General features: G+C 55.5%; 18 protein-coding genes and 7 pseudogenes. All 25 read right to left on the bottom strand.

All coding sequences use genetic code 11. From position 1 onward, the window contains the following. Positions 1-9 precede the first annotated feature (9 nt). Positions 10-468, bottom strand: a complete 459-nt coding sequence (locus H7A02_03175; protein MCP5171256.1) for a TIGR03751 family conjugal transfer lipoprotein — start codon at positions 466-468, stop codon at positions 10-12. Further along, positions 413-1,834, bottom strand: coding sequence for a TIGR03752 family integrating conjugative element protein (locus H7A02_03170; protein MCP5171255.1), 1,422 nt, complete (start codon positions 1,832-1,834; stop codon positions 413-415). Before H7A02_03170 ends, H7A02_03175 begins: the two co-directional genes overlap by 56 nt. 34 nt (positions 1,835-1,868) lie before the next feature. Next, positions 1,869-2,717, bottom strand: a complete 849-nt coding sequence (locus H7A02_03165) for a TIGR03749 family integrating conjugative element protein (GenBank protein ID MCP5171254.1) — start codon at positions 2,715-2,717, stop codon at positions 1,869-1,871. Next, on the bottom strand, positions 2,714-3,391 hold the full coding sequence (locus tag H7A02_03160) for a TIGR03746 family integrating conjugative element protein (GenBank protein ID MCP5171253.1): 678 nt from the start codon (positions 3,389-3,391) through the stop codon (positions 2,714-2,716). The genes H7A02_03165 and H7A02_03160 overlap by 4 nt, the downstream gene beginning before the upstream one ends. After that, entirely contained in the window at positions 3,363-3,743 is a 381-nt protein-coding gene (locus H7A02_03155; GenBank protein ID MCP5171252.1) for a TIGR03750 family conjugal transfer protein, read from the bottom strand. Before H7A02_03155 ends, H7A02_03160 begins: the two co-directional genes overlap by 29 nt. A 38-nt stretch (positions 3,744-3,781) precedes the next feature. After that, positions 3,782-4,159, bottom strand: coding sequence for a TIGR03745 family integrating conjugative element membrane protein (locus tag H7A02_03150; protein ID MCP5171251.1), 378 nt, complete (start codon positions 4,157-4,159; stop codon positions 3,782-3,784). 111 nt (positions 4,160-4,270) lie between these two features. Further along, entirely contained in the window at positions 4,271-4,501 is a 231-nt protein-coding gene (locus H7A02_03145) for a TIGR03758 family integrating conjugative element protein (GenBank protein MCP5171250.1), read from the bottom strand. A gap of 8 nt (positions 4,502-4,509) precedes the next feature. Then, on the bottom strand, positions 4,510-4,812 hold the full coding sequence (locus H7A02_03140; protein MCP5171249.1) for an RAQPRD family integrative conjugative element protein: 303 nt from the start codon (positions 4,810-4,812) through the stop codon (positions 4,510-4,512). A gap of 240 nt (positions 4,813-5,052) precedes the next feature. Beyond that, positions 5,053-8,663: pseudogene (locus H7A02_03135) on the bottom strand (ATP-binding protein). 52 nt (positions 8,664-8,715) lie between these two features. After that, positions 8,716-9,312 carry a 3'-5' exonuclease gene (locus H7A02_03130; protein MCP5171248.1) on the bottom strand — a complete coding sequence of 199 codons (597 nt, stop codon included), beginning with the start codon at positions 9,310-9,312 and terminating at the stop codon, positions 8,716-8,718. A gap of 5 nt (positions 9,313-9,317) precedes the next feature. Further along, positions 9,318-10,010 carry an RES family NAD+ phosphorylase gene (locus H7A02_03125; protein MCP5171247.1) on the bottom strand — a complete coding sequence of 231 codons (693 nt, stop codon included), beginning with the start codon at positions 10,008-10,010 and terminating at the stop codon, positions 9,318-9,320. After that, positions 10,007-10,409, bottom strand: a pseudogene (locus H7A02_03120) (DUF2384 domain-containing protein). The gene H7A02_03125 and the pseudogene H7A02_03120 overlap by 4 nt, the downstream one beginning before the upstream one ends. Before the next feature lie 98 nt (positions 10,410-10,507). Next, on the bottom strand, positions 10,508-11,233 hold the full coding sequence (locus H7A02_03115; GenBank protein ID MCP5171246.1) for a TIGR03747 family integrating conjugative element membrane protein: 726 nt from the start codon (positions 11,231-11,233) through the stop codon (positions 10,508-10,510). 5 nt (positions 11,234-11,238) lie between these two features. After that, positions 11,239-13,364, bottom strand: a pseudogene (traD, locus tag H7A02_03110) (type IV conjugative transfer system coupling protein TraD). Then, positions 13,361-13,921, bottom strand: a complete 561-nt coding sequence (locus tag H7A02_03105; protein ID MCP5171245.1) for an integrating conjugative element protein — start codon at positions 13,919-13,921, stop codon at positions 13,361-13,363. Before H7A02_03105 ends, traD begins: the two are co-directional and overlap by 4 nt. Positions 13,922-13,928: 7 nt before the next feature. Continuing rightward, on the bottom strand, positions 13,929-14,489 hold the full coding sequence (locus H7A02_03100) for a lytic transglycosylase domain-containing protein (GenBank protein MCP5171244.1): 561 nt from the start codon (positions 14,487-14,489) through the stop codon (positions 13,929-13,931). Positions 14,490-14,501: 12 nt separating this feature from the next. Beyond that, positions 14,502-15,320 carry a TIGR03759 family integrating conjugative element protein gene (locus tag H7A02_03095; protein MCP5171243.1) on the bottom strand — a complete coding sequence of 273 codons (819 nt, stop codon included), beginning with the start codon at positions 15,318-15,320 and terminating at the stop codon, positions 14,502-14,504. After that, positions 15,310-15,537, bottom strand: a complete 228-nt coding sequence (locus tag H7A02_03090; protein MCP5171242.1) for a hypothetical protein — start codon at positions 15,535-15,537, stop codon at positions 15,310-15,312. The genes H7A02_03095 and H7A02_03090 overlap by 11 nt, the downstream gene beginning before the upstream one ends. 6 nt (positions 15,538-15,543) lie before the next feature. Further along, a pseudogene (locus H7A02_03085) lies at positions 15,544-15,946 on the bottom strand (pili assembly chaperone). A gap of 201 nt (positions 15,947-16,147) precedes the next feature. Further along, positions 16,148-17,014: an integrase domain-containing protein gene (locus tag H7A02_03080; protein ID MCP5171241.1), complete on the bottom strand. Its 867-nt coding sequence runs from the start codon at positions 17,012-17,014 to the stop codon at positions 16,148-16,150. A 281-nt stretch (positions 17,015-17,295) separates the two neighbouring features. After that, positions 17,296-17,466: a hypothetical protein gene (locus tag H7A02_03075; protein ID MCP5171240.1), complete on the bottom strand. Its 171-nt coding sequence runs from the start codon at positions 17,464-17,466 to the stop codon at positions 17,296-17,298. A gap of 388 nt (positions 17,467-17,854) precedes the next feature. Continuing rightward, on the bottom strand, positions 17,855-18,280 hold the full coding sequence (locus H7A02_03070; GenBank protein MCP5171239.1) for a hypothetical protein: 426 nt from the start codon (positions 18,278-18,280) through the stop codon (positions 17,855-17,857). A 93-nt stretch (positions 18,281-18,373) separates the two neighbouring features. Then, a pseudogene (locus H7A02_03065) lies at positions 18,374-18,873 on the bottom strand (DNA repair protein RadC). Positions 18,874-18,975: 102 nt separating this feature from the next. Beyond that, positions 18,976-19,541 (bottom strand): annotated as a pseudogene (locus H7A02_03060) (DUF3577 domain-containing protein). A gap of 41 nt (positions 19,542-19,582) precedes the next feature. Beyond that, positions 19,583-20,660: pseudogene (locus H7A02_03055) on the bottom strand (ParM/StbA family protein). Positions 20,661-20,913 lie beyond the last annotated feature (253 nt).

Below are 20,913 nucleotides of genomic sequence, written 5' to 3'. Positions count from 1 at the left end.
CAGGCGTTCCTACTGATCCAACGTCGAATGATTGACCGCTGCGGACGCTTCACCGGGCACTTCCCCCGGCACTTCTCCCGGTAAGGCGTACTCCACCTTTTCATAAAAGGGAAAGGTGGTGACATAACCTGGTACCGGAGTGCGTCCACTGCCCGATAAGTGAGGAAAGATATACATCACCAGCGTAGGATTCGGCAGACGGGGAAATACCGTGTCGATTTCATTAGCAGCCTCTCGAACAAAGCCCTGGTAGTGGTCGATGCCAGATTGCGGTAACGGCTGACCACCGATGACTCGCCGATGGTCTGGCTTCTGAACATCCACCATGTGCTGATCGTAAATGGACTTCATGGTCGGGCCGTCCTGCGGTAGTACTGTCTCTTTAGTGCTGGCGCAGCCGACCATCAGAGCGCTAGTCCAGACCAGAACCAGTGGTAAACGTCGCTTGCTGGAAAAGATTGGTTTCATGATGAAGTTTCCTGCCGTTGGAATGGAAATCGATGGGGAGTTCATGATCAACGTGAATTGCCAGCTGGACACCGGCGGGCACGAAGACCGCATCGAAGCTCTGTGCCTGACGCTCCCGCAACCACTGGGCGACTTCGTCGCTACCGCCGCTCAGGGTTTTGCCCAGTACGTATTTACCGGTCTCACCGGAGACCACACTGGTGGCCGAGCCTGAATCATTGATCAGCGTTGTGGTTTCGGCCTGTGATGCCGCTTCACCGGCGGCTTCGAGGGCCATCACACCAATGCGTTGTGCCAGGAATGCGGAAGCGTTGGTCTTGCGTTCGCCCGTGATACAGGGGATACCCCGCGCATCGGAGATCCAGCCCAGCGGTCTATCGCTGCTTCCACTGGAACCACCCCGTTGGTTGTCATCGCTGGAGAGGGTCTGAATGGTGCCGTCCTCGAACACGAAGGTCACCGATTCCAATTTCCCGGTCACACAGGAGAGCGTCCAGTCGCCAACAGCCGTTCCACTCCAGATCATGCCTTCAATGCCTGGAATGCGCAGTCCATTGGCGGCCAGGTTTTCTTTGCCGGTAATCACCTTGAACGGCATGGGATCGCGCACCTGTCCCTGAATTGGCACCCTGCCCACCAAGGCGGTCATGCCAGTTGATCCAATCAGGGTGGCATTGCGCGGCACGGTGTAGACCGGCAGAGCAGTATTGAGGGCTTCGGATCCTTTCGCTACCAGCGATTTCACTTCCGGACCGGCGCTATCTAACGCATTGCGGCTGCCGCGAGTGAAGCGGTTAAGCAACGTCTCCTTATCAGCATCAGGCGATGGCGCAAGCTCTAGGGGGTTGACCCACACCAGTGATTCCGCTTCCGACGCCGATGTGCTGACTCCATCCAGACCGAGCCCGACCGGAATATCAGAACCCGTGGAAGACCGCTGTGTCGATGATGTCCCAAAGCGGTTGGCCAGGGAATCCACCCTCGCCGTCAACGCGGCGATAGCCGACGTGGTTTCGCTTGGCGCGGCGTCGGTACGTTTTGCCTCCAAGGCTGTCTGCACTCTCGACAGCACGTTGTTTTCGATCTGCTTTCGGTCTTCGATCAAATCGCGGTTTTCCTGCTTGAGTGCGGTGTTATCCCGGCGCAGGGCATTGAGCTCCGAAGTCATGGCGCTGACATTGGCCGTCAGTGTCTTGATGGTATCCGCCGGTGTATCGGCATCCGGTTTCGGTGCCTGTGGCACGGCTTCCAACAACTGAGGTTGCTCGTCACTCGGGGAGCAGGACTTCACCGCGACGAGCACCGCCATCAGCACAACGGAACCGGCAAGAAGTGGTAACAAACGATTACTGGTGACCATCGACATGGGGTAGATTCCTATCCTCTCTCAAAGCGCCACATCAAAAGGCCGCATCAAAGCGCCGATCCGACACCAGATAGACGGCTGTGGTATCGGCCTCACTGCCAGCGGGTAACAGGCGATTGTGCTGAAAGGTCGCCGCCAGCCATGACCCGCGCAGTTCGCGTGGATCCAGCACCACGGGTCTTTGGGTACGATTGATCAGCTTGACGGCAGTGACGTACCGCAAACCCGCCTTCCAGGCGGCAACCGGCACGGCTTCGATCTTGCCGCCAACCACCAAGTCGACCGGTTCGGGGTTCACGGGTATGGCAACCACGCCCGGCTGCCGGGGGATCAGTCGTGTTGGCGCATAGAGTTGTTGCGCGGCATATCGGGTTAAAGCGGCATACCCCAAAGGCTGTGAGCGGTTGCCCGATGTTGACTGATCGGCACCGGCGTTTTCCGACGAATCCTGCGGTGGCTTTTGTGGTGATTGGAGCAGCACCTGTACATCCGGCAATGATCGACTGTCTGCTCCGCCTGGCGCCGCTGATATATCGAGGACGTAGATCGGGCCGTCGGTTTCCGGGCGCACCATGACACGGGTGGGCTCAAAGGCTTGCCTGGCCAACAGGTATAGGGTGCCGTTGATGCTTTGGCTGCGCAGCAACGGTGTCAGTGACTGCGGCAGGCCGATGCTCACCGAATCCGGAAAATGCACCAGGCGCTCTTCACCGACGACCAAGGGAATTGCGATGGGCGCTTTGTTCCAGACAACGCGTTCCTGAGTGCTCAATGCCGCGTCATCGACTTGTGCAAAGGACAGCAGCGGGAAACATAGCCCTAAAAAATGAAACCAGAGCAGAGCGATGCATTTCACTGGGGAGTAAAAATACCGAGTATTCATCTTGAGGATTCCTTACCTGTGTTGGTGCCCGTTGCGCTGGATTCGGCGAGTTCGGCATCGGTTAATCGACGCGGGCCGTCACTGGCGTAGCCGTCGAGTGCCAACCCCCAGGGATTGGCTTCCGGATCGATAGCCTGACGCACCACGCGAATCGGGTAGCGAATCGTGGTTTGCTTGACGGTCATGCCTTTCACGGACTCCAGCAGATCCAGATCCAGCCAGACAATCCAGACATCGGGCGATAACACATCGACGCGGCGCTCCTCGTAGCCGTGCCCCGGCACTTCATGGACACCGCGCACCCGGTAGGCCAACTCGCCGCGCCGGGCTTTGAGTTCCATATCGGCGATCAGGTCATTGCGGTAGCGCGGTGTCAGGTAGGGCGAGATCCGAAAAATTGCGCTGCCGTAATCCGTTGCGCCGTTTTCGGGCCAGCGATTGAGTTGCTGAAAGATATAGAACGCAAAGGCATAGACATTGGCCGGAGGCACCTCCTCAGCCGCCAGAACTGCACCCGAGCGCAGATCGGGTGGCACATAAACCCGCAGCTGCTTGGGTGCCTGGCTCCAGCCGATCCAGAGCGCGAGAATGATCATCCCTTGCAAGCCAATCACGATCCACAGGGAGCGCAAATGGGACCGCACGTTATCGATTTCGAGTCGGTAGCGGCGCATAGTGCGTTCTCCCTATATCCCAGGACCCGCTGCGTAGTACCCAGGGCGTGCGATACAGCCCCATCGTCTGCAGACGGATACGCAGCCATTGCTGGTAATAGCCTTCAGGTCGGCCGCGTTTGATACGCTGAAACAGCGTCGCCAGAGCGACCACAGTGGCCACCACACCGACACCGGCGATACCAAAACCCATGGTGATGGCACCCAGCAACCAGGCCAGTAACAGACTGAGGGGCAGCCATATCACAATGGCCAACCCCACAATCATGCCCAGCTCTGAAGAAGAGCAACCTTTAAAGATGGCGGGCTCGGCATTGAGCCGATCCGCCAGAATTTCATGGTCGTTGGACATTCGCGTCTCCTACGGCAAGTTGATATTGACGTCGGGTGTTAAATAACCCCAGCCGCTTCTGTGAGCAGATAGCTGGCGAAGATCAGCACGATCGCGCCGACAATCCCCAGCACACCGACTTCAGCCCACTCCGCCTTGCCCTGGCGAGCTTCATTGAATTTTGCGAAGCCCAGGTAGGCGATCCAGAGAAAACCCAGCACTGCGATGGCCAGGCCGAGCACCAAGCCACCATCTTTGATGTAGCCTTGAATCAAGCCGATCCAGTCACCCGCTGGTGGCGCGGTACTCGGCGCAACCGGTGTCGGCAACGCCGCCCAGAGCGGCAGTGGGAATAGCACCGCGACCACTGGCGATAGCGACTTGCTGATAACAACAGACTTTTTGCTAAAACCGCTTTTTGTATTTGATGTGCCCATAACAAATGTCCTCTTCTGTAACGCTGATAAAAAGGGGAACCATCCCCGCATCCCACTGCGCTGCATCGCCGTTTGCCCTTACCGGACTTTCTCGGTCTCAACTCGATCGACTCACCGCAAATAGAAACCCAAAACCATCAACACAATGCTTGCCCGCAGGGTGCTCCAGGTCAGATCAAAGAGCGTGGCCTGCCCTTCCTGCCAGGCCCGAAAAGTGCCTAACGCTACCCAGATCACCCAGACAAACGCCAACACCAACACCATCGACGCGATGGCCGTCAGCATGGTGGCTGGGGTAATACCGGAACCGGCTTGAAAAGCTGTTTGTTGTGCGGCGTTCATGACGAAACCTATCGACGGTAATCGCCGCGCAATGGCGGAAATGAGCGAGGCTGAGCACGGGGAGAGTCGATGTGTGACTGGATGCCGTCCTTGATCTGCTTCAGATCCTGACGCAGCCAGTCATAGCGAAATCGGATACGGGAATCCTGCTCGGCGTTGGCCTCTGCGCGCTTAATTAGTGGCTCGAGGGCATTGAGCTCATGGATGATTTTGGCGAGCGCCTCGCGCTCGGCGTCTGCATCGGCAAAAGCCGACGGCGTGACAACCAAGCCTATAATCAGAAAAGAAGGTAGCCAGAGATGGCGTTTCATGGCACTGCTGCTCCCGTGAGTTGTTACGGGGCATAGTGCGAGAATTAGCTGGGAAGGACGATGAGAAATCTATTCGGTGGGTGGTGTGGTTTTTAGATCCTCAGACAAAATCTATTCACGACCATTAGCAAACATTCAGTGAATAAAAAATCAAAGACCTGCCCCCAAATCTCCAGGGTTTTACGCTCCAGGTGGGGTAGTGCTGACACCGAGACAGTATGGAATTTTGGAAGCCGTTAATCAGCGCCTATAGAGATTCACTCTTATATCGTCAGTAAAGAATCCACCCTCACTCCATGACGAAATAATGTTTCTTGAATCAAGCCATCTGACCAAATTCTGATTCTCGAGTGTGTTTTCCAGTCTCGGCTTATTGTACCCAGATTTTATTTCGGAAAATGGTTTCGGTAAATTGGCCAAGACATGACGCACTTCGTCATCGGTCATAAGAGAGTGATATTTGTTAAAGAGTGAAATTTGCGTTGCTATGAGCGTAGAATGCGTTATTAGAGATTGCACAATACTCCCATTAAGGTTGGATATATTGGCGTCGGTGTTGTCAATAATCGAGCCGACAAGTGCTGACCGCTCGGGAAGGCCTACTAGCGCCTCTAGATCCATCAATTCGACTAACCGGAGCTTGGCTACACTATCAATTTCAGATCGAAGAAGCTCCTCTCGGAAACCATCGTCGAGTGCAAAGTTGTCTGGATCTGTCAGATATGTGTCGATGTTGGCCGCGACGAATAGTACCTGCAAATTCCTGTTGTCTGCGAGAGCGTCGAGACTTTCCTTAGATAATGTGATTTTTCCTTCATTTATCAGGATTCGAAGCTTGGCTGGCTCGAGTCCTTCGGGTGGCTTTTTGAACGAGTTCGGCAGGGCGTGAGCATATTCACTATAGGCGGTATCAGACAGCGAACCTGCCCCGACGATGAACTGACGCAGCTGCAGTGAATCTGAGTCACTTGGTATGGGGTGTTGCAGGATAGCCGAACGAACACCATCTCGATCAAGATAGCCAACCAAGCTATCTGCCTCGAATCCCTCACTTTCTATAAAATCACGACAGTTCACCCAAGTTGGTTCGATCATACTTAGCTTGAACAGCACCGCGTGCAATCTTTTAGGCACGTCCTCCAGGCTTGGCAATAATGTTGTCTGCCGTTCTAAAAACTCCCGAAGATCATCCTCATCAAGTGTATCGTGGCGAACCACGGAAAGAATAGCAGGTGCATCCTCTTTAGAGTTTTCTTCCATCTCCAAAAGTACATCGCTAAAGTAGCGGTCGAAATCGCGTTCGACCCGCTCCATCAAGATAGCGTTGTTCGTCAAACGTATGGCAGTGAAGTTTCTCTCGCGCAGTGGCTCGAGATCGTTCTCTCCCAATATCGACCCGTAGATGTATTCCAGGTTCGCTATCGTAAGTTCGAAAAGTCCCGCCTCGAACATGAACCTTACAATTCCAAAGTGTTTTTTGATTGCAGCCAGATCTTTGACCTCGAAGTCGAGGCATTTAAGGCGTTCCGGTGCTAGTTCGGGTGACTGCTCCAGAATTTCAGGAAGGTTCGCCGAAACAAATTCCGGTAGTTCGTCAAAATCCCTTGCGAGCGTTTTGAGCGAGCCTTCAGGTAGGCCCGCAAGTAGTTGGGTGACGTGAAGGATATTCTTGGGGCTGGCAATGGCTGTTGGGACGAGACCTTTCCAAGCGTCGGCTAATCCCGATAGTAATCCTGCAACATAGCGGCCGCTGTCATAATAGGCATCGAAAAAGCCCTCGCAGCTCTCAAACTCGGCCGAGAGAAACTCGAAAAGCTTCTGCGTTTGGTCAAGATAGCGACTCCGATCACTCAGGAGGCTATCAACGAGCTTAACGTTCAAAACGTAACTTTGCCGGAAGTCTTCATCTCGCATCGCGGCAATGACCTCTTTGGGATTATCAATCGGAAAACCCGGCTCAGGCGTGACGAATGCCCGTATTTGGATCAGAAACTTGTTGTCATTGGGCGACAAACGGCCCGAGTGAAAGAGTGACGTGTATTGGTAATAGGTATCGTCGAGATGGCCTTCCAGGATCAAAAAACGGGCAAGTTCTCCGTTTTCCCCGAAGTCCTCGAAAAGATCTTGGACGCGATCGGTGTTCAAACGCAAGAGCTCGTTGAGCTTAGTGGTGCGAAGCGTTGCGATCTTTGATTTAAGGTCGCGTACTCGGCGCAAGCTCTTGTTCTTACTGTCAGTCGCCTTGCTTTCGATCTCGTCCTTGCGTTGCTGATAGGATTTCTGAGAATCCACCTCATTTTGCAGATTAGGAATATTGTGCTGTTGTTGATGTCCCTGAACGCTGCGACAGATAAGACGCGGAGCGTCTAGCAGCTGTTCAAACGCATCGTGCGCGACCATCTGCTGAAGGCTGATCCATATTCGCCCGTCAAGACTGACGCTTGCAACATTCGCGGGCAGCTTTTCAAGCAGAGCCATAGCGTAAATTTGGCGCAATTCTCTCACGTCTGAAGGCGTCTGTCGTTCGGCGGCGTTGAGCCGCTCTTCGAGTTCCGCGATCTCGTTCCTGTAAGTGGTCTCACCATGTCTGATCAACTCGTCTTGGTGGTTCAAGATTTCGGCGAGAGCACCCTCGCCGCGGTGCAGTTGCTCAAAGTCCCTTGGATAGACGTTTTTATAGATCAGGATCGCGAGGAGCTTGTTGGCGTCGAGCAGATTCTCTCCATCAGTTTCCAAATTAGCCACATAAATGGCGTATTCATTAAAGATGTTCTGAATCAATCTCAGGTCGTTCAAGTATCGTGAGACTTCTCTCAGAAACTGCCGATCAAGGCGCCCGTCGAGTTCAAGTCTCCTTCCCTGTTCCAATACCATGTCGATCGAATTCGATGTGTTGATGATCGGTATGACGGGAATGATGAATTCGAAGAACTTGGTTCGATCGGTGTTGACAAACATGTCGTCGCGCAGGGCGTAGAGGAATCTGATGGTGCGTTTCACGCCAGCGTTCTCGTTCACGAGGCTATTAATTTCGCGCAGTGTGACGAAAATTTCGGCATTTTCAAATCGATCTATATCCTCAATGACTACAAGGTCGTAATCGGTTGATTGAAAGAAGTAAACTATTTCGTCTAGGTGACGGTTCAATATGGACGACTGGTCATCATGTGCGGCTTTATCTCAACGTCCTTCAACGAGATGCTCTTGAGTGACAGACCGAAGCTCGCGACATAAAGGTGATGCAATGCCACCCAGAGGAATGATGCCGCGAGCAGGAAGATCCCCAGGTTAAGCCAATTGCTGAGCGCGAGCGGAACGAAAAAGGAGCCGCTGATGATGTCTTCTCGCTGATGAAACACGTACCAAAGCGCGAGAGTTCCAAGCATTATGTAAAGAGATTTGAAAATCGACCCAACACCGGGCGACTGAATTCTTTTAAACCGCGATAACGGAAGCTTGTTTGCGTCAGCACCATACAGCATCTGCTGCAAGATGCTTCTCTCTATCTCTTGACGGCTCACCTTCTCGCCCCCCGAATCGGCCTCGGGAACGAACGCAGCGAGAGAAATATGAAGCGCAGGCCGCCGATACTTCTTCAAGAAGGATTGGATGATGCTGCTCTTTCCCGACCCATAGGGACCCGTTAGGGCAATGTTGGAGACCTTCGCATTGTTCGTGGCAAACAGAATCGCTTCGGAATATACGCCAGCCTTGTCCGCCTCATCAGTTGGCGCAAGGTCCACGAACTTCGATTGCATGTCGGCGGAGCGGTCTTTGCTTTCCAGCCAAGACACAATGCTATAGATGCGATTGGCAAGCCAGCGTGTTAGTGAGGTGATTGTCTTTATCATACGATACTGAACTAACCTTAAAGATCTATTTCCATCAATCGTGACTCAAGATTTAAGCCTGATCTATATTACCATTGTGTCTCATCACCTCTGAAACTTGAGCCGCTTGCTGACTATCTATCTGCGCCCCATGAATTCCACCAAACTTTGCTCTGAGGTCTTCAATACCCAGAACTTTCGTCAGCGTATCTAACGACGGTCCTCTGTGGCTGCACGGCAGGTTCATTGCCTGCGCCCAGGGAATGGCTGCTTTCTGACTGCAAAATACACCTTGAATTGGCGGCATTGATAAACCGTAGCGGGCAACGTGATCCAGCATAATCGGCCAGTCAAAACTGGCGTTGTGAATGACGATAAGCCGATCTTTCAGGTATTCGGCAATCTGGTTCCATTGGGCGTCGAAGGATTCGAATTCAGCGGCCTGTTCATTGGTGATCCCGTGTATTCTTTGTGCTTCTTCTGAAATGTGTTTTTGTGGCCGTGTTTTAAATTCGACGGATTCCGCTATCTCTCGATTTCTTACCACGGTGATACCGAGTGTCACGATATCCGGCGGGCCGTTTTCGTCAGGGAGTCCGGTGGTTTCGGTATCAAGGACGATGTAATCGTCCGGGAGTTGGGTGAAGATCCACAGCAGTTCTTTGTACATTGCCATCACCTCCTGCCACTGCCATCGAGGGATTCAACGTCAACGATCGTCCCTTGGTCATAGTGGTAGCGCAGATAGCGCCAGTGGATCGCATCGGACAGCGCTCGAGCACGCATCACCCCGTAGCACTCCCCTTGCGCTCTCACGCTTTGGTAGTGAACGCCGAAACTTTTGGCATCACGTAACGCGTAACCGAGCTGCTGGGCTTCACCGTAGTCATCGGGATGGTAAATGGCATGTCCAACCAGGCGCCTTACATCGTGAAGGGTTGTCTGCCCCAGCTGCGCGCGGATAACGCGCATTTCCTGGGTAGTTTTGTCGATTCGGGATTCCCGCAGGAAGCGCGCCCGGTGGAAAGACGATTCAGCGATGGCGACCGCTTCATCGGCGGCGCAGTAATAGATACCGAAGTCCCGGTTGAAGCGACCACCTCGCCCATCGACTGGCGGGTGGGTAAAGGCCGCCATGATCCAGGATGCACCATCGCCATAGACGCGGTCTTCCGGCGGCACCAGGCGAATATCACCGACTTCATCCCGTAGCCTGGGATTCGTCAGGGACTCGACAGCGTAGAGCACCTCCCAATCCTGTGGGTTGGAGACGCGCTCAAACAGGTTGATCTGCGGGTAGCGCGACAGTATGACCCGATAGACCGGTTCATTGACCTCGCTGCTGGGTAGCGTATCGATTGCAATCACCAGCCACCCCGCTCCGCATCGAGAAAATCCCTGACCACGGCCAGGTCGACCACCTGACCAGCAAGTATCCGGTCCAGCGGCGCCGTGCCATTGAACAGCGGGTTGTCGTTCGGTGTGGCCAGCCACTGGTCAGCCAGCACCTGATCAGGCAACAGGATTTGCAGGGACTTGTAGATCCCCAAAATGTAGCTGGCCCGTTCCAACAGGTCTCGCGTCAGCTTGGCCTTCTCGGGTTGGCTCTTCCAGTTAGTAGAGGGTCTTCTCATTACTGAGCCCCAATAGCGTCATCTGCTGGGCACCAGTGAGGCGCCACTGGCTGAAGATATTGAAAATCGCCGGCAGCAGTGAACTGGTGACACTGGAACCACGTTGCAGCAGTTGTTCGGCTTGAGCGATCATGATTACCTCCTAAACAGCATTCAGACTGTACCTTTACAGTGCTTAAATGCAGCCTAGCAGACTGTAACGGTACAGTCAACTGGTTCAATGACTTTGTATTAAAGGTACTTTTTAAAGGTACTGGCGGTGGTGACGGCGAAGGCAAAGGCCAGCGCGAATGGCAGGATGATCCAGGACGGGTGCAAACTGAACGGCAGCGCCAGGTACAACACCCAGGCCATGATGATCAGCGGTATGGCGGCTTTCTTGGCGTAGTGGTACACGAAAGAACTTTCCCTGCCGCCGCCCCAACGCCGCAGGTCGCGCCGCACCAGTCCATCCACCAGCGCCACCAGGGTGAACAGTCCAAATACCGGCGTGGCCAGCGTCAGGATGGCGAGTCGTACCGCAAAGACCTGGGTGATTTGCATACCCGCCAGCACATAGTCAGCGACGGGGCGGTAAAACCGGTGCAGCACCGGTCTCAGACCGGTTTCCTCCGCGGACGGTACCGGTGTGATCCAATGAATCAGATCCACGAGGCCCGTCCACTCGAAGGCAAACTGGTAGATGCGATCCGAGAGGTTACTGGCGAACACCATCGGCTGGGCGGTTAACCAGCTGCGATGAAAGTCGGTGCCGAGGAACTGAAGCTCATTCACCAGCATCTGCCGACTGTGGCCAAGTCCTTGCTCTTCCCACCAGAACACCATGCCGATCCACTCCACCAGGATGGAGAACATCAGGGAGAGAAACAGCCATTTAAGGCACTGGGCGATACCCGTCAGCAACCGGGACACGGTACCCGGCTGTGCAACCGGCCGTCGGGGATCACGGGGCTCCACCGTGCTCAAGCCTGCTCACCGGCGTCTGAGGGTCGGATCGCGGCCTCGGAGACGGCGTGCCACCAGTGGTCGGTGACCCGGTACCAGTGATCGTTGGTGATATAGCTGCGGCGCATGGCCTCGGCTATCGCCTCAAAGTCATCGGGCATGGCCGTATCCTCGCGGTCGTCCGGCAACGGGATACGGATTTTCCAGAGCTGGCCGCCTTCCAGCAGGGCGAAGGCCTGCCCTTTGGGCAAGGTGACCATATCGGCGGCAGTCAGCATCGGCACTTCCGAAACACTGATCCGGTCTTCGTTGCGGGATTTGAAGTCGACCCCGGAACCGGGATCCGACGAATCATCGACGCCGGAGACACTCATCAGGGTGAAGACCTCAACCCGCGGTAACTGTTCGGTCAGCATGGCGGCGGTGTCCAGCTCTTTCACCCGCAGCATCAGCAGGGTATTGAAGTTACCGGCCACCTGCCCCGCTTTCGCCCGACTGCCGATTCGCGCTTCCACGTCCGACCAGGTCTGGGTATAGGCCGTGACCTGAAAGCCTGCCCCGCCTGCCTTGTTCAGCAGTGGCACGAATTCATCACCGATCAGCTCATTAAACTCATCCGCATGCAGTGAGATGGTGGGGGTCGAGCGTGATGTGGTTTCCGGGTCTGGTGCATCAGTACCCTTAGCCGCGACACCGTGCTTGTAGATATGCCCCGCAACGGACACCAAATCCGCAAACATGGAATTGCCCACCGCACTGGCCACGGTGGTATCGGTGAGTGCATCCAGTCCCACATACACGATGCCCTTGTGGCGCACCACATCCATCCACTCAAAGATCGGCCTGGCATCGTGCTCATCCTGGTAATCCGGTGAGATCAGCCCGGCAATGGTGCCGGTGGTCAGCTTTTCCATCAGCGGGCCGACGGAGCTGACGATCTTGTCGAAATAGGTCTTGTCGTATTTGAACGCGGAAATCAGTCCGTCCAGCACGGGATCGTAAATGGCCTTCTCCTGCAGCAAGCGCATGCAGGCGATGGCTTCCATCGACCGCCCACGTAGGGCATTGGGCAGGTTGCGCTCTTTAATATCCGCCGCGCGCGCTTCAACCAGAGACGCCCAGGCTTCTATGCCGGCAACGCCAGCACAATGGCCGGCGTATTCCACAAACAAGGGCTCAATGTCGTTGATGTAGCGACGGATCTGCTGGTAGTCCGGCCGGCGTTTCAGGGCCACCAAGGCGCGCGCAATGATATTCACGAAGCGCCAGGCGAACTCCTTGAAGGCAGCGGAGTTGCCCTCGTTGGGCAGCTGATTGGCGATGCGGGTCGCGACCTCGGTAATGCGGGAGAAGTTACCGATGGCGTTGTAACGTGCCGACAGTTCCGGAAAGCCGAGATGAAACAGATAAAAATCCTCCAGCCGACCGGCGCGCTTCGCCTCGGCGTAGATACGACGCAACAGATCGGCATCCCCTTTGGGGTCGAAGACAATGACCACATCACCCCGGCGGATGTCCTGGGTAATCAGCAGTTCTGCCAGGCGTGTCTTACCGACGCGCGTGGTGCCCAACACCAGCGTGTGCCCGACCCGTTCACCCAGATCCATCCACACCGGCTGCTCTTGCGGTTCAACCGCGTGCAGGGCGGGCTTACCGCCGACGGCTGGTAGTGGCGCCAACGGGTTCCAACGGCTGCGACTGCGGAGGGCTTTGGCCAGCAAAGACAGGACAGGAATCGATTCCCAGGCCACTTCCTTTTGTCGCGCCCACTGGTAGAGTGCGCCCGGCTGAACGTAACGTTGAACCTCAGGCTTCAGGGTATCGCGCAGACGCTGTGTTGTTGGGTCCAGCGAAAGCCTTTGCCCAAAAACAGCTTATGGCGACTGACGGGGATCTGGTTGGCCCGCACTTGGTAATCCGGCAGCCGCTTCATGTGATGCTGATAGCTCAACACACGCCATGCTTGACGGCCCCGCCACAAGCCAAAACCGAAAAAAGTCAGGCTGGTGGCCATTGCGATACCCGGTGGCATCATCAAGGCCCAGGGGGCGAGCCAGGCCAGCGTACCCGCCGCAAACGCCGTACAGGTGGACCACAACTCCACGGGAGGCCGCAACAGCGCTTCCATCGGATGCGAACTCATTGCCGGATGCCATCACGGGTAATCAATACCGGATAATGATGAATACCCAGTGCGGCGGCCAGATCACTCCCGGCCCCCAGAGTGATGGATAAGTCCTGCGCCACTTCAGCAACCCGTCGAACATCCGCCTCGGTATCGGCTTGTACCAACATGCCCACCGCACCCAGGGCTTTGAGAGTGTCGTGGTGAGTCGCCAGCCATTGCACTGACACCGCATCCGAGCCGATGAGAAAGAAGGGACGAGGATTCCCTTGTGCCAAACGCGCCAGGGTCTCGGGATTCAGTTGGCTATCGGCAGTATCGCCGACGGCCAATCCGGGTGACCGTATGGGCAATAAATTGCTGAGAGTCGCCGGACCGAGTAAGGACTTTGAAGATAGATTCTGATCGCCCGATTCAGCCGGGGCGGTCGATTGAGTCTTCTTTGACAAAAGTGGGCTGAGTAACGGCGCTAAAGGCCGAGTATGACGACTGTCATAAATCACCGCCAGCTCAGCCAATACGGAGGAGTTCATGACCAGCCCGAGCACGAGCCCGAGCACCAGGACTGGCAACAATCTTTGTTTACGGATACTCAAGGTGTACCTCCTGTGGTGTATCGGTCAACCGCATCCAGTGCGCCTTGACCCGCTGACCGTATCGATCAGCTCGGGCAGGATCGTTGGGTGCGTGATAGCAGCCGGCGCTTTGAATCCAGTGGGTGTGTTCGACGAAGCAGTCGCGCAGGATCGCGGCGGCCACACGCAGGTTGTGGTAGGGATCCAGCGCTTGCCAAGATGAGCCGAGGACTGAACGGTGGTAACGCCAACTGATTTGCATCAGCCCGATATCCACCGAGGTTTTGGTTTCCGTCAACACCGCCTGCAGGGCCTGCCATGCCATCTGACGCGACGGGAAATAGTGCCCTTCCCCATCAATATTGAGCGCCCACGGCCAGGGGCGGAACTGTCCATCGCTGAGCGAGCTTTGTCCGCTCTCGGTCAAGGCCACCGCGTAGAGCAGGCCCGGAGGCAGGCCGTATTCGCTCGCGACTTGCTGATACCCCACTGGCACGGATTGCGACTGCGCGGCCGTCGACCACCACAGCAAACCGATGACACAAGGTATGATCGGCCAACTCCCCATGACCGGCGCCCGCTAGAATCGTGATACCGGCAAGGGCATCAAGCGATCATCCCGCCGCAGTATCAATACGGGCAAATCTTGTCCTTGCAGACCCGTATGTGCGGAGACCTTACCTAGCGCACCGGCGTCGATGTTCAGGGTAATCTTGTGCTCACTCACCCATTGGGGGTCAATCTGTTTCGAAGCCGCCCAGTCACGTATGCGAGATTCATCACCGGCAAACACATCGATCAGGTACAGATCGATGCCGGAGAACTGTTTGATCTGGCTGACCAATCGCTCCAGCACCGCATCGCAGGTCGGGCATTGGGTATCGGTAAAGAACAACACCCGGTCCGACGACTGCCACACGAATTTTCCAGCCAGACCTTGATCCGGCTTGGTGGACGCTGCAACACCGGGGTCGATCAACAAACCGTTGGGGAACAGGCGCCGCTGGGCGTCGTCGTAAGCCCGCTGAAACGCCAGGATGCGCTCGGCATCGTCACGCATCATCACTGCCCACTGTTCAGCGTAGCGCCGACGTTCATCGGCACTACGCGCGTGAATGCCCAGCACTTCGAGGGGTGACAAGGTCGCAGGACTCACGCTGCCCCGGATACCCTGCAGCAAAGATTGGTAACGCTGCCATTCCGATTCATCTAATCCCCACTGGTCAGCACGAAACGTCTGAGAGTCGATACGTTCAGTCTCAGATTGCTCGATCGCCAGTGCGTTCGAAGATGGTGATTCCGCTGCCTGTCGGGTATCCGCGTTCACAGGCAACGTGATGCAAAGACAGAACCCGATTAATGCGATGGCAGGTTTTCTCATGCGATGCTCAATGGCCATCTTCATTGACCTGTTGATCAACGGGCACGGTCAGATCGCGCTGAATGATCAGCTGATACTCCTGATCACAAATACGCACGGAGCATTCTCGATCGTCTATCTGATCGCCGATCGAAACCGCCTCACTTTCAGCACGCGGTTCCGGATCAACTTGCCTGGACTCAGCACCCAAAAACCATGCGGTAACAAAAACGATGGCAATGACAAAGGCTTCCATTACTGCAGCACCTCCCGTCGCATTGGGGGCGGAAATATCCGCGCAACGCTCGAACGCAATGAGGCGGTGAACGGGATCCTGGATGAGATGAAAAGCAGGACCGATCATAAGTCCCATCACGGTTTGGAGTGGCATGGGCTCAAAGCGACGATGCACCGCTGGCAGTGGCAGCGCCAGCATGGCTTTCGCCTCCTCCGACAGCACAACATCGGCCGCCAGGCGATAGCCGGAATCTCGCAACATCCAGTGGAAGGCCTCCCCCACACTTTCGATGTCGCCTGGAATGGTGATCGCTCTCGTCACCGATAACAGATCCCGCTGCCCGGCGGTCGGCTGAGCGGACCATCACGGAATAGCGACCCGTTTGGGTCAGCGTGGTCATTGTTGTGACGGGCCGCTCTGCCGCCACTACCGAATGGCTCCCGACGGCAGCACCAGAACAGCACACCAGTATCGTTAGGAGACGAGGGATTCCGTGATGTTTAAACGAAGACATGTTTTGGCCTCGATCGTGATGAATGGCATCATGATCGCCAAGTGATCTTCTGGCGTGAATGGTTAATCCACTCGGTGAGTGTCGTGCTTATCCATGAGACATCTCGACCCAAACTCATCGACCTAAATAAACAGCGCTGATCTGCTCGCGGGCGTGGCCCAATTCGCGACTGATGGTGAGTCGTGCCTGATGGTCCTGCTGTCGTTGCTCGATGCTCAAACTGTTTGCGACCGGTCCACCCGCCGCAGGACAGGCCCAACCCGTCAACGCCTGATAGCGTGACTGGGCATACGCATGGCGCAGGCCATGCAGTTTCGATAAACCTGCCTGAGTGGTATGACGTTCATAGGTCCGCAACTGTTGGATGTAGGTTTTCTGCGGTGGAATCAGGGAACCAGATCCCACCAGTCGGTGGGCACGATTCAAGACGGCACGCTGTTCCTGGGTGAGCACCGGCACGATCCGCATCTTGCCCCCTTTCGTCCAGGTAGCTTTCAGGCGAACGTGATCACCCTGGTCGGCATAAGCTGGGATAAATTTGATCGCCTCCTCCCTGCGCAATCCGAAGGCGCGCTGTAACTCCAGAGTCATTCGCACATGCTCATCTTTAACGCTGCTCAACGCATCGTTACCGACAACCACCGCCTTGGAGTGTTGACTGACGAACTGCCGATCGGGAATGCCGTAGAACTCATTCGATCGGGCAATAACATTGCGCCTATCCACCTTGGCGGCCCACCAGCGCAGGCAATTCATACGGTTTTTGATGGTACCGGCCGCCATACCCTCGCTGAGCCATCGTTTCACCAGGGCGTCCACGTGCTTCGGCTTCAGGGATCGGGTAGTCATGCGCCGATACCCCATCTCCTGCAGTTGATTGGCAATCTGGTTAAGTATGCGCGCGCGATTGGCTTGCGTACTGTAACTGCCATCGCGATTGCGTTTGCACAACTGTTTCAATTGGTAGTTCAGGTCTCTCATCGTGTACTTTCCAGTCTGGTAAGTGTTTCTGACCAACCACAGGCTCGTAGCCTGACTGGGTCCGCCGAAGCGGAAGGGTCAAGGGACACTACTCCCCGTTCGACCTGATAAGCCTGGTCGCAGGCAACCTGGCTGCTCTTCTGCTGAAGATGGTGCCGGGTAAACCAATGGACTCTAAGAGTCAGTTGCGATGGTGAGTACTTCACCTCCTTTTAAATGAGCGGAACCATCGGTCCGCGAGTTGAAAGAAACCGTCGGTGAAACGGCGCGTTGGTAGTCGGCTACTTGCAAGCCGGGTTTGAGGTGGCATTAGCCAGATTGAAGCGAGGACGAACGTCCTGCTCTTGAGGAAATATTGAAGATGAGCTGCAGCTGATGCTGTGCGCCAGGGTAGCTCGGCTGGCGCCGTTGCCGTTTTTGCCATTTTTGATGGCGAGGGCGACAATCCTCATCCACGTTACCGCCGTGGCCGCGTATGGAACTGTTTACGTTTCTTGGCCGCTAGTATAGTTAGAGCGAACTCGCTGGGAACGCATCAATCCGAGCGCAATCCGTTGTCGTTCCGTGCTCCGCCGCCCTCGTCACTACCCCGCTTCGCTAAGCAGTGACGAGGGCTTCGTTCGCGTCAACCACCACGCCAGGTCTGCGACCTGTCATGGCAGTTGAACAGACAAATCTGTTCGACCCATGGTTACAGTGGAACCATAAGCAAAACGTCAGTTTGATGCAGTGTTGGCACTTTCGATTGAAAGCAGGATTAAGCGAAACGGCAGGCGGGAGCAGAAGAGGTGCCACTTTATCCCAAGTGGCCAGGGCAAGGAGCCGATTCGATCGGCGACATTAATCTTCGCTGGGCAGCATGATCGTGACGACCGGTTCACCGGCATCACCGGGGCCAACCATCAGTTTCAAACTCACCTCGCCGGCTTCTGTCGAATGCCCGTCTTTCGGCACGCGGTACAACGAGAACAGCAACCGATCACCAGGAGCAGTAGCCGTTCGAATGGCGTAGAACGCCATAAACAGCACGTCCCACAAACGGCCAGACTCGTCCTGGTGCACTTGAAAGCGGTTATCCCGCTCTGTCCAGGCAACGCAATCACACCAAGCGGTATGGGTAAGTGCGACTGGCCATTTGAAGCCAGCCTCACGTGCCATAGCGGTGACATCGATCAGGACGCCATCTTCGATAGCCTGTGCACGACTGTAACTTGCGACAACAGGACCGAAGACATCTTCCAACGACTTGTGCTCTGAATTTTTCATAAGGTTTCTCCCTGGAGAAATGAATTAAGAAATTCAGGGAGCACCTCCTTCCCATTGGGGAAGAAGACTCCCCAATGGGTTAAGTAAATGGCGTTACAGCAATCCGCGTTCGGCGAAGGAAACTGATTCCCCCACCGTGACCACAAAGTGATCCAGTACACGAATATCAAACGAGTGCCAACGCTTCTTGTAGGCGCTGGGTAATCGCTCGTCCGCGTGACTGCTCGGCGACACCACTCGGGTGATTGTGAAAAAACATCACCGCTGCCGCGTTAAGCGTCAACGCCTGTTGCACCACCACGCGGGGGTACACCGAGGCACCATCAATGGTTCCCTGGAACAACTCTGCGGCTTCGATTACCCGATGCCGATTATCCAGGTACACACAACCAAAGACTTCCGCTTTGCGTTCAGCCAACAACATCCGCAAGTAATCACGGGTGGTTAGCTCAACTGCCGCCCGGCTGGTGCAGGTCCTGCAATATCGCAAAGGCCAGCTGCAGCAGGGATTGCTTTTCAGGATCGTTCAATGACGCTATGCGAAATGGCCGCAAAAGCGGTTTTAGGAACCACCCGGAAGGTGAGGATTTGATTGAGCGGTCCCTGAAGAGTCGAGGAGACCTGCCCGCAAGGGAGAATCTCCCTCGCTGGGTTGAAAGATTGATCGCATCACAAGATGCGATCAGATTTGGTCGTCAGGCTACGGCGTTGTGGGTCTCAGCCGTCGGCGCCGGAAAGGGCTGACCTTCGACTTGATCCACTGAACCGCAGTAACCGGACTGCGGTTGATGCCCGTCGTACCGGTCGATCACCGTTTTGAAGATGAAGGTTTCGGCTTGCAGATCACCGAGGTGGAAACCCACTAAGACTTTAAAGTCAGCTTCCACCGCAGGCATTAGCTGACGCACCATCCTTCGCCTCTTTCACTCCACCACCACGCACTCGAAATGCGTGTGCTGAATGTTATCGGTTGGCCTCGTGAAGTGCTGCGATGGTGACACTGGCAGGAACCCATTCCGGGTGTCACTTCGCGAACCCGGTTGAGGTAACCGATGCCGTGGATATCAAGATCGAAATACTTCGGTTTTTCAGGGGTAGTTTGTTCATCATTGGCAACAGTTTCTCCTTGAACATAATGGAAAGCCGGAGAACACGATTCCCTGGCGGGAAGGTGTTTCCCGGCAGGGTGAGCAAAATCAGACAAGCCCTGATACTGGATTGACGGTAAAACCGCGATGTCACTTGCACAATCCGCTGACATCTTCTTTGCTACTGAGACCGCAGTGGCCACGTACAAAGTCGTTACCCCTCCTCACCGGGGGCGTCGCAGACAAACCGGTACTTGAGCATGCCTCTTGCGTTAGCAAAAGCGGCATGGTCGGGCCGGCACTCATTGGGAAACCAGCGGCACACAGCGGCTAACGCAGCACTGCCACCGCCGACGAACAGCACACGATCCAACTCCACACCGAGTCCAAGCTTGCGGCGGGTTTCGGTATAGAGTCGTTCCACCAACTCGCGTTTTGCTTCCGCCACCATGGCCGAGACATCATGATCCTTGCCATGCAAACGCAACCGATGTGTATCGACGGCCCGACTGATACTCTGCTCGCCAAGCTCGTTGGATATCGAACTGTCTTGTATACGGTTCGCCACGCGAATCTTGACGTTCAGCATGCCGCGATTCAGAGAGCTGCGAACTGTGCACAATGCCCCGGTCCTGAACCACTACATAATCTGTGGTGCGGCCACCGATAATGATTAATAAGCGATGTGGCGTTGACGCGATCCGCGTCCAACGTCACACCATCATCGGCTGGCAATAACTGGCGTCGTGGCCCAGGCAGCCAGCGCCCTTCCGAATAACTTCATGAAAGGCGATGCTCACCTTTAGGAGCCCCTGTTGCGCTGACCTTTGCGATGCTTTTCTGGCAACAACAGGCTCAACCGCCAATTTCAAACCATCTCTTTTGGCATGGATCGCTTGTCGCCGTTGCGACCATCACAGTGGTAAAAAGGAGACCGGCAACCCTGTCAACATACGGACGGATCGGCCCGACAACCCGCCTGTTGCGTGCATGCTGGACGATCACCTGATTCAGGTTGAGCCAGGGTATTCATCGAATTGCGGCTCACCATCGACCGTAACGACGGAATACACACTGCCACCTGTTTCCTGTACCAAAATTTTCGCCCCTCATCCCGTATCCAGGTGACACCGGCCGATCCCATGCGTGCCCGCGAAGGCACCGCCAGGAGGCGACCATCCGGTAACGCCACTTTGGTATAGGCATAGCCGTCATCGAGGCCCACCTGTCCCACCGCCATGGGATTAGTGGTCGGAGGTTTGGTCTTCGTCAGAAAATTTCTCATTGGTCAGTTCTTGTCATGAAAAGGATTCCTGATATCGGTTAGCTGTCTTTACTCACCGGATCACCGTCTCAGGTGCGTAAAGCGCCTTCGGTGTCGTTTGGGGGAGCGTCTGGCGCGTCTGCCGTTGTGTGAGCTGTTGTGTGACCGCGAGCGTGATCGACCATCGTCCGGTTGTTCGCGGCTGACGGAACCCGATCCGTTTCCGTTTATCTGGTGATGTACGGCTGGCTCATAGGAATTGTGTGGTGCCGGCAGCGCTT

The sequence above is a fragment of the Pseudomonadales bacterium genome (assembly GCA_024234435.1).
GTDB lineage: Bacteria > Pseudomonadota > Gammaproteobacteria > Pseudomonadales > Porticoccaceae > JACKOF01.
The sequence above is the reverse complement of the archived record's forward strand: the minus strand, read 5'-3'. Positions and strand labels throughout refer to the sequence as shown.

What these genes read in the sequence shown, in the direction of transcription:
- H7A02_03140 (MCP5171249.1), bottom strand. Translation starts at nt 4,812, where the DNA reads ATGAAACGCCATCTCTGGCTACCTTCTTTTCTGATTATAGGCTTGGTT.
- H7A02_03090 (MCP5171242.1), bottom strand. Translation starts at nt 15,537, where the DNA reads ATGGAAGCCTTTGTCATTGCCATCGTTTTTGTTACCGCATGGTTTTTG.
- H7A02_03095 (MCP5171243.1), bottom strand. Translation starts at nt 15,320, where the DNA reads ATGGCCATTGAGCATCGCATGAGAAAACCTGCCATCGCATTAATCGGG.
- H7A02_03170 (MCP5171255.1), bottom strand. Translation starts at nt 1,834, where the DNA reads ATGTCGATGGTCACCAGTAATCGTTTGTTACCACTTCTTGCCGGTTCC.
- H7A02_03075 (MCP5171240.1), bottom strand. Translation starts at nt 17,466, where the DNA reads ATGAGGATTGTCGCCCTCGCCATCAAAAATGGCAAAAACGGCAACGGC.
- H7A02_03150 (MCP5171251.1), bottom strand. Translation starts at nt 4,159, where the DNA reads ATGGGCACATCAAATACAAAAAGCGGTTTTAGCAAAAAGTCTGTTGTT.
- H7A02_03100 (MCP5171244.1), bottom strand. Translation starts at nt 14,489, where the DNA reads ATGGGGAGTTGGCCGATCATACCTTGTGTCATCGGTTTGCTGTGGTGG.
- H7A02_03165 (MCP5171254.1), bottom strand. Translation starts at nt 2,717, where the DNA reads ATGAATACTCGGTATTTTTACTCCCCAGTGAAATGCATCGCTCTGCTC.
- H7A02_03070 (MCP5171239.1), bottom strand. Translation starts at nt 18,280, where the DNA reads ATGAAAAATTCAGAGCACAAGTCGTTGGAAGATGTCTTCGGTCCTGTT.
- H7A02_03160 (MCP5171253.1), bottom strand. Translation starts at nt 3,391, where the DNA reads ATGCGCCGCTACCGACTCGAAATCGATAACGTGCGGTCCCATTTGCGC.
- H7A02_03080 (MCP5171241.1), bottom strand. Translation starts at nt 17,014, where the DNA reads ATGAGAGACCTGAACTACCAATTGAAACAGTTGTGCAAACGCAATCGC.
- H7A02_03145 (MCP5171250.1), bottom strand. Translation starts at nt 4,501, where the DNA reads ATGAACGCCGCACAACAAACAGCTTTTCAAGCCGGTTCCGGTATTACC.
- H7A02_03155 (MCP5171252.1), bottom strand. Translation starts at nt 3,743, where the DNA reads ATGTCCAACGACCATGAAATTCTGGCGGATCGGCTCAATGCCGAGCCC.
- H7A02_03130 (MCP5171248.1), bottom strand. Translation starts at nt 9,312, where the DNA reads ATGTACAAAGAACTGCTGTGGATCTTCACCCAACTCCCGGACGATTAC.
- H7A02_03175 (MCP5171256.1), bottom strand. Translation starts at nt 468, where the DNA reads ATGAAACCAATCTTTTCCAGCAAGCGACGTTTACCACTGGTTCTGGTC.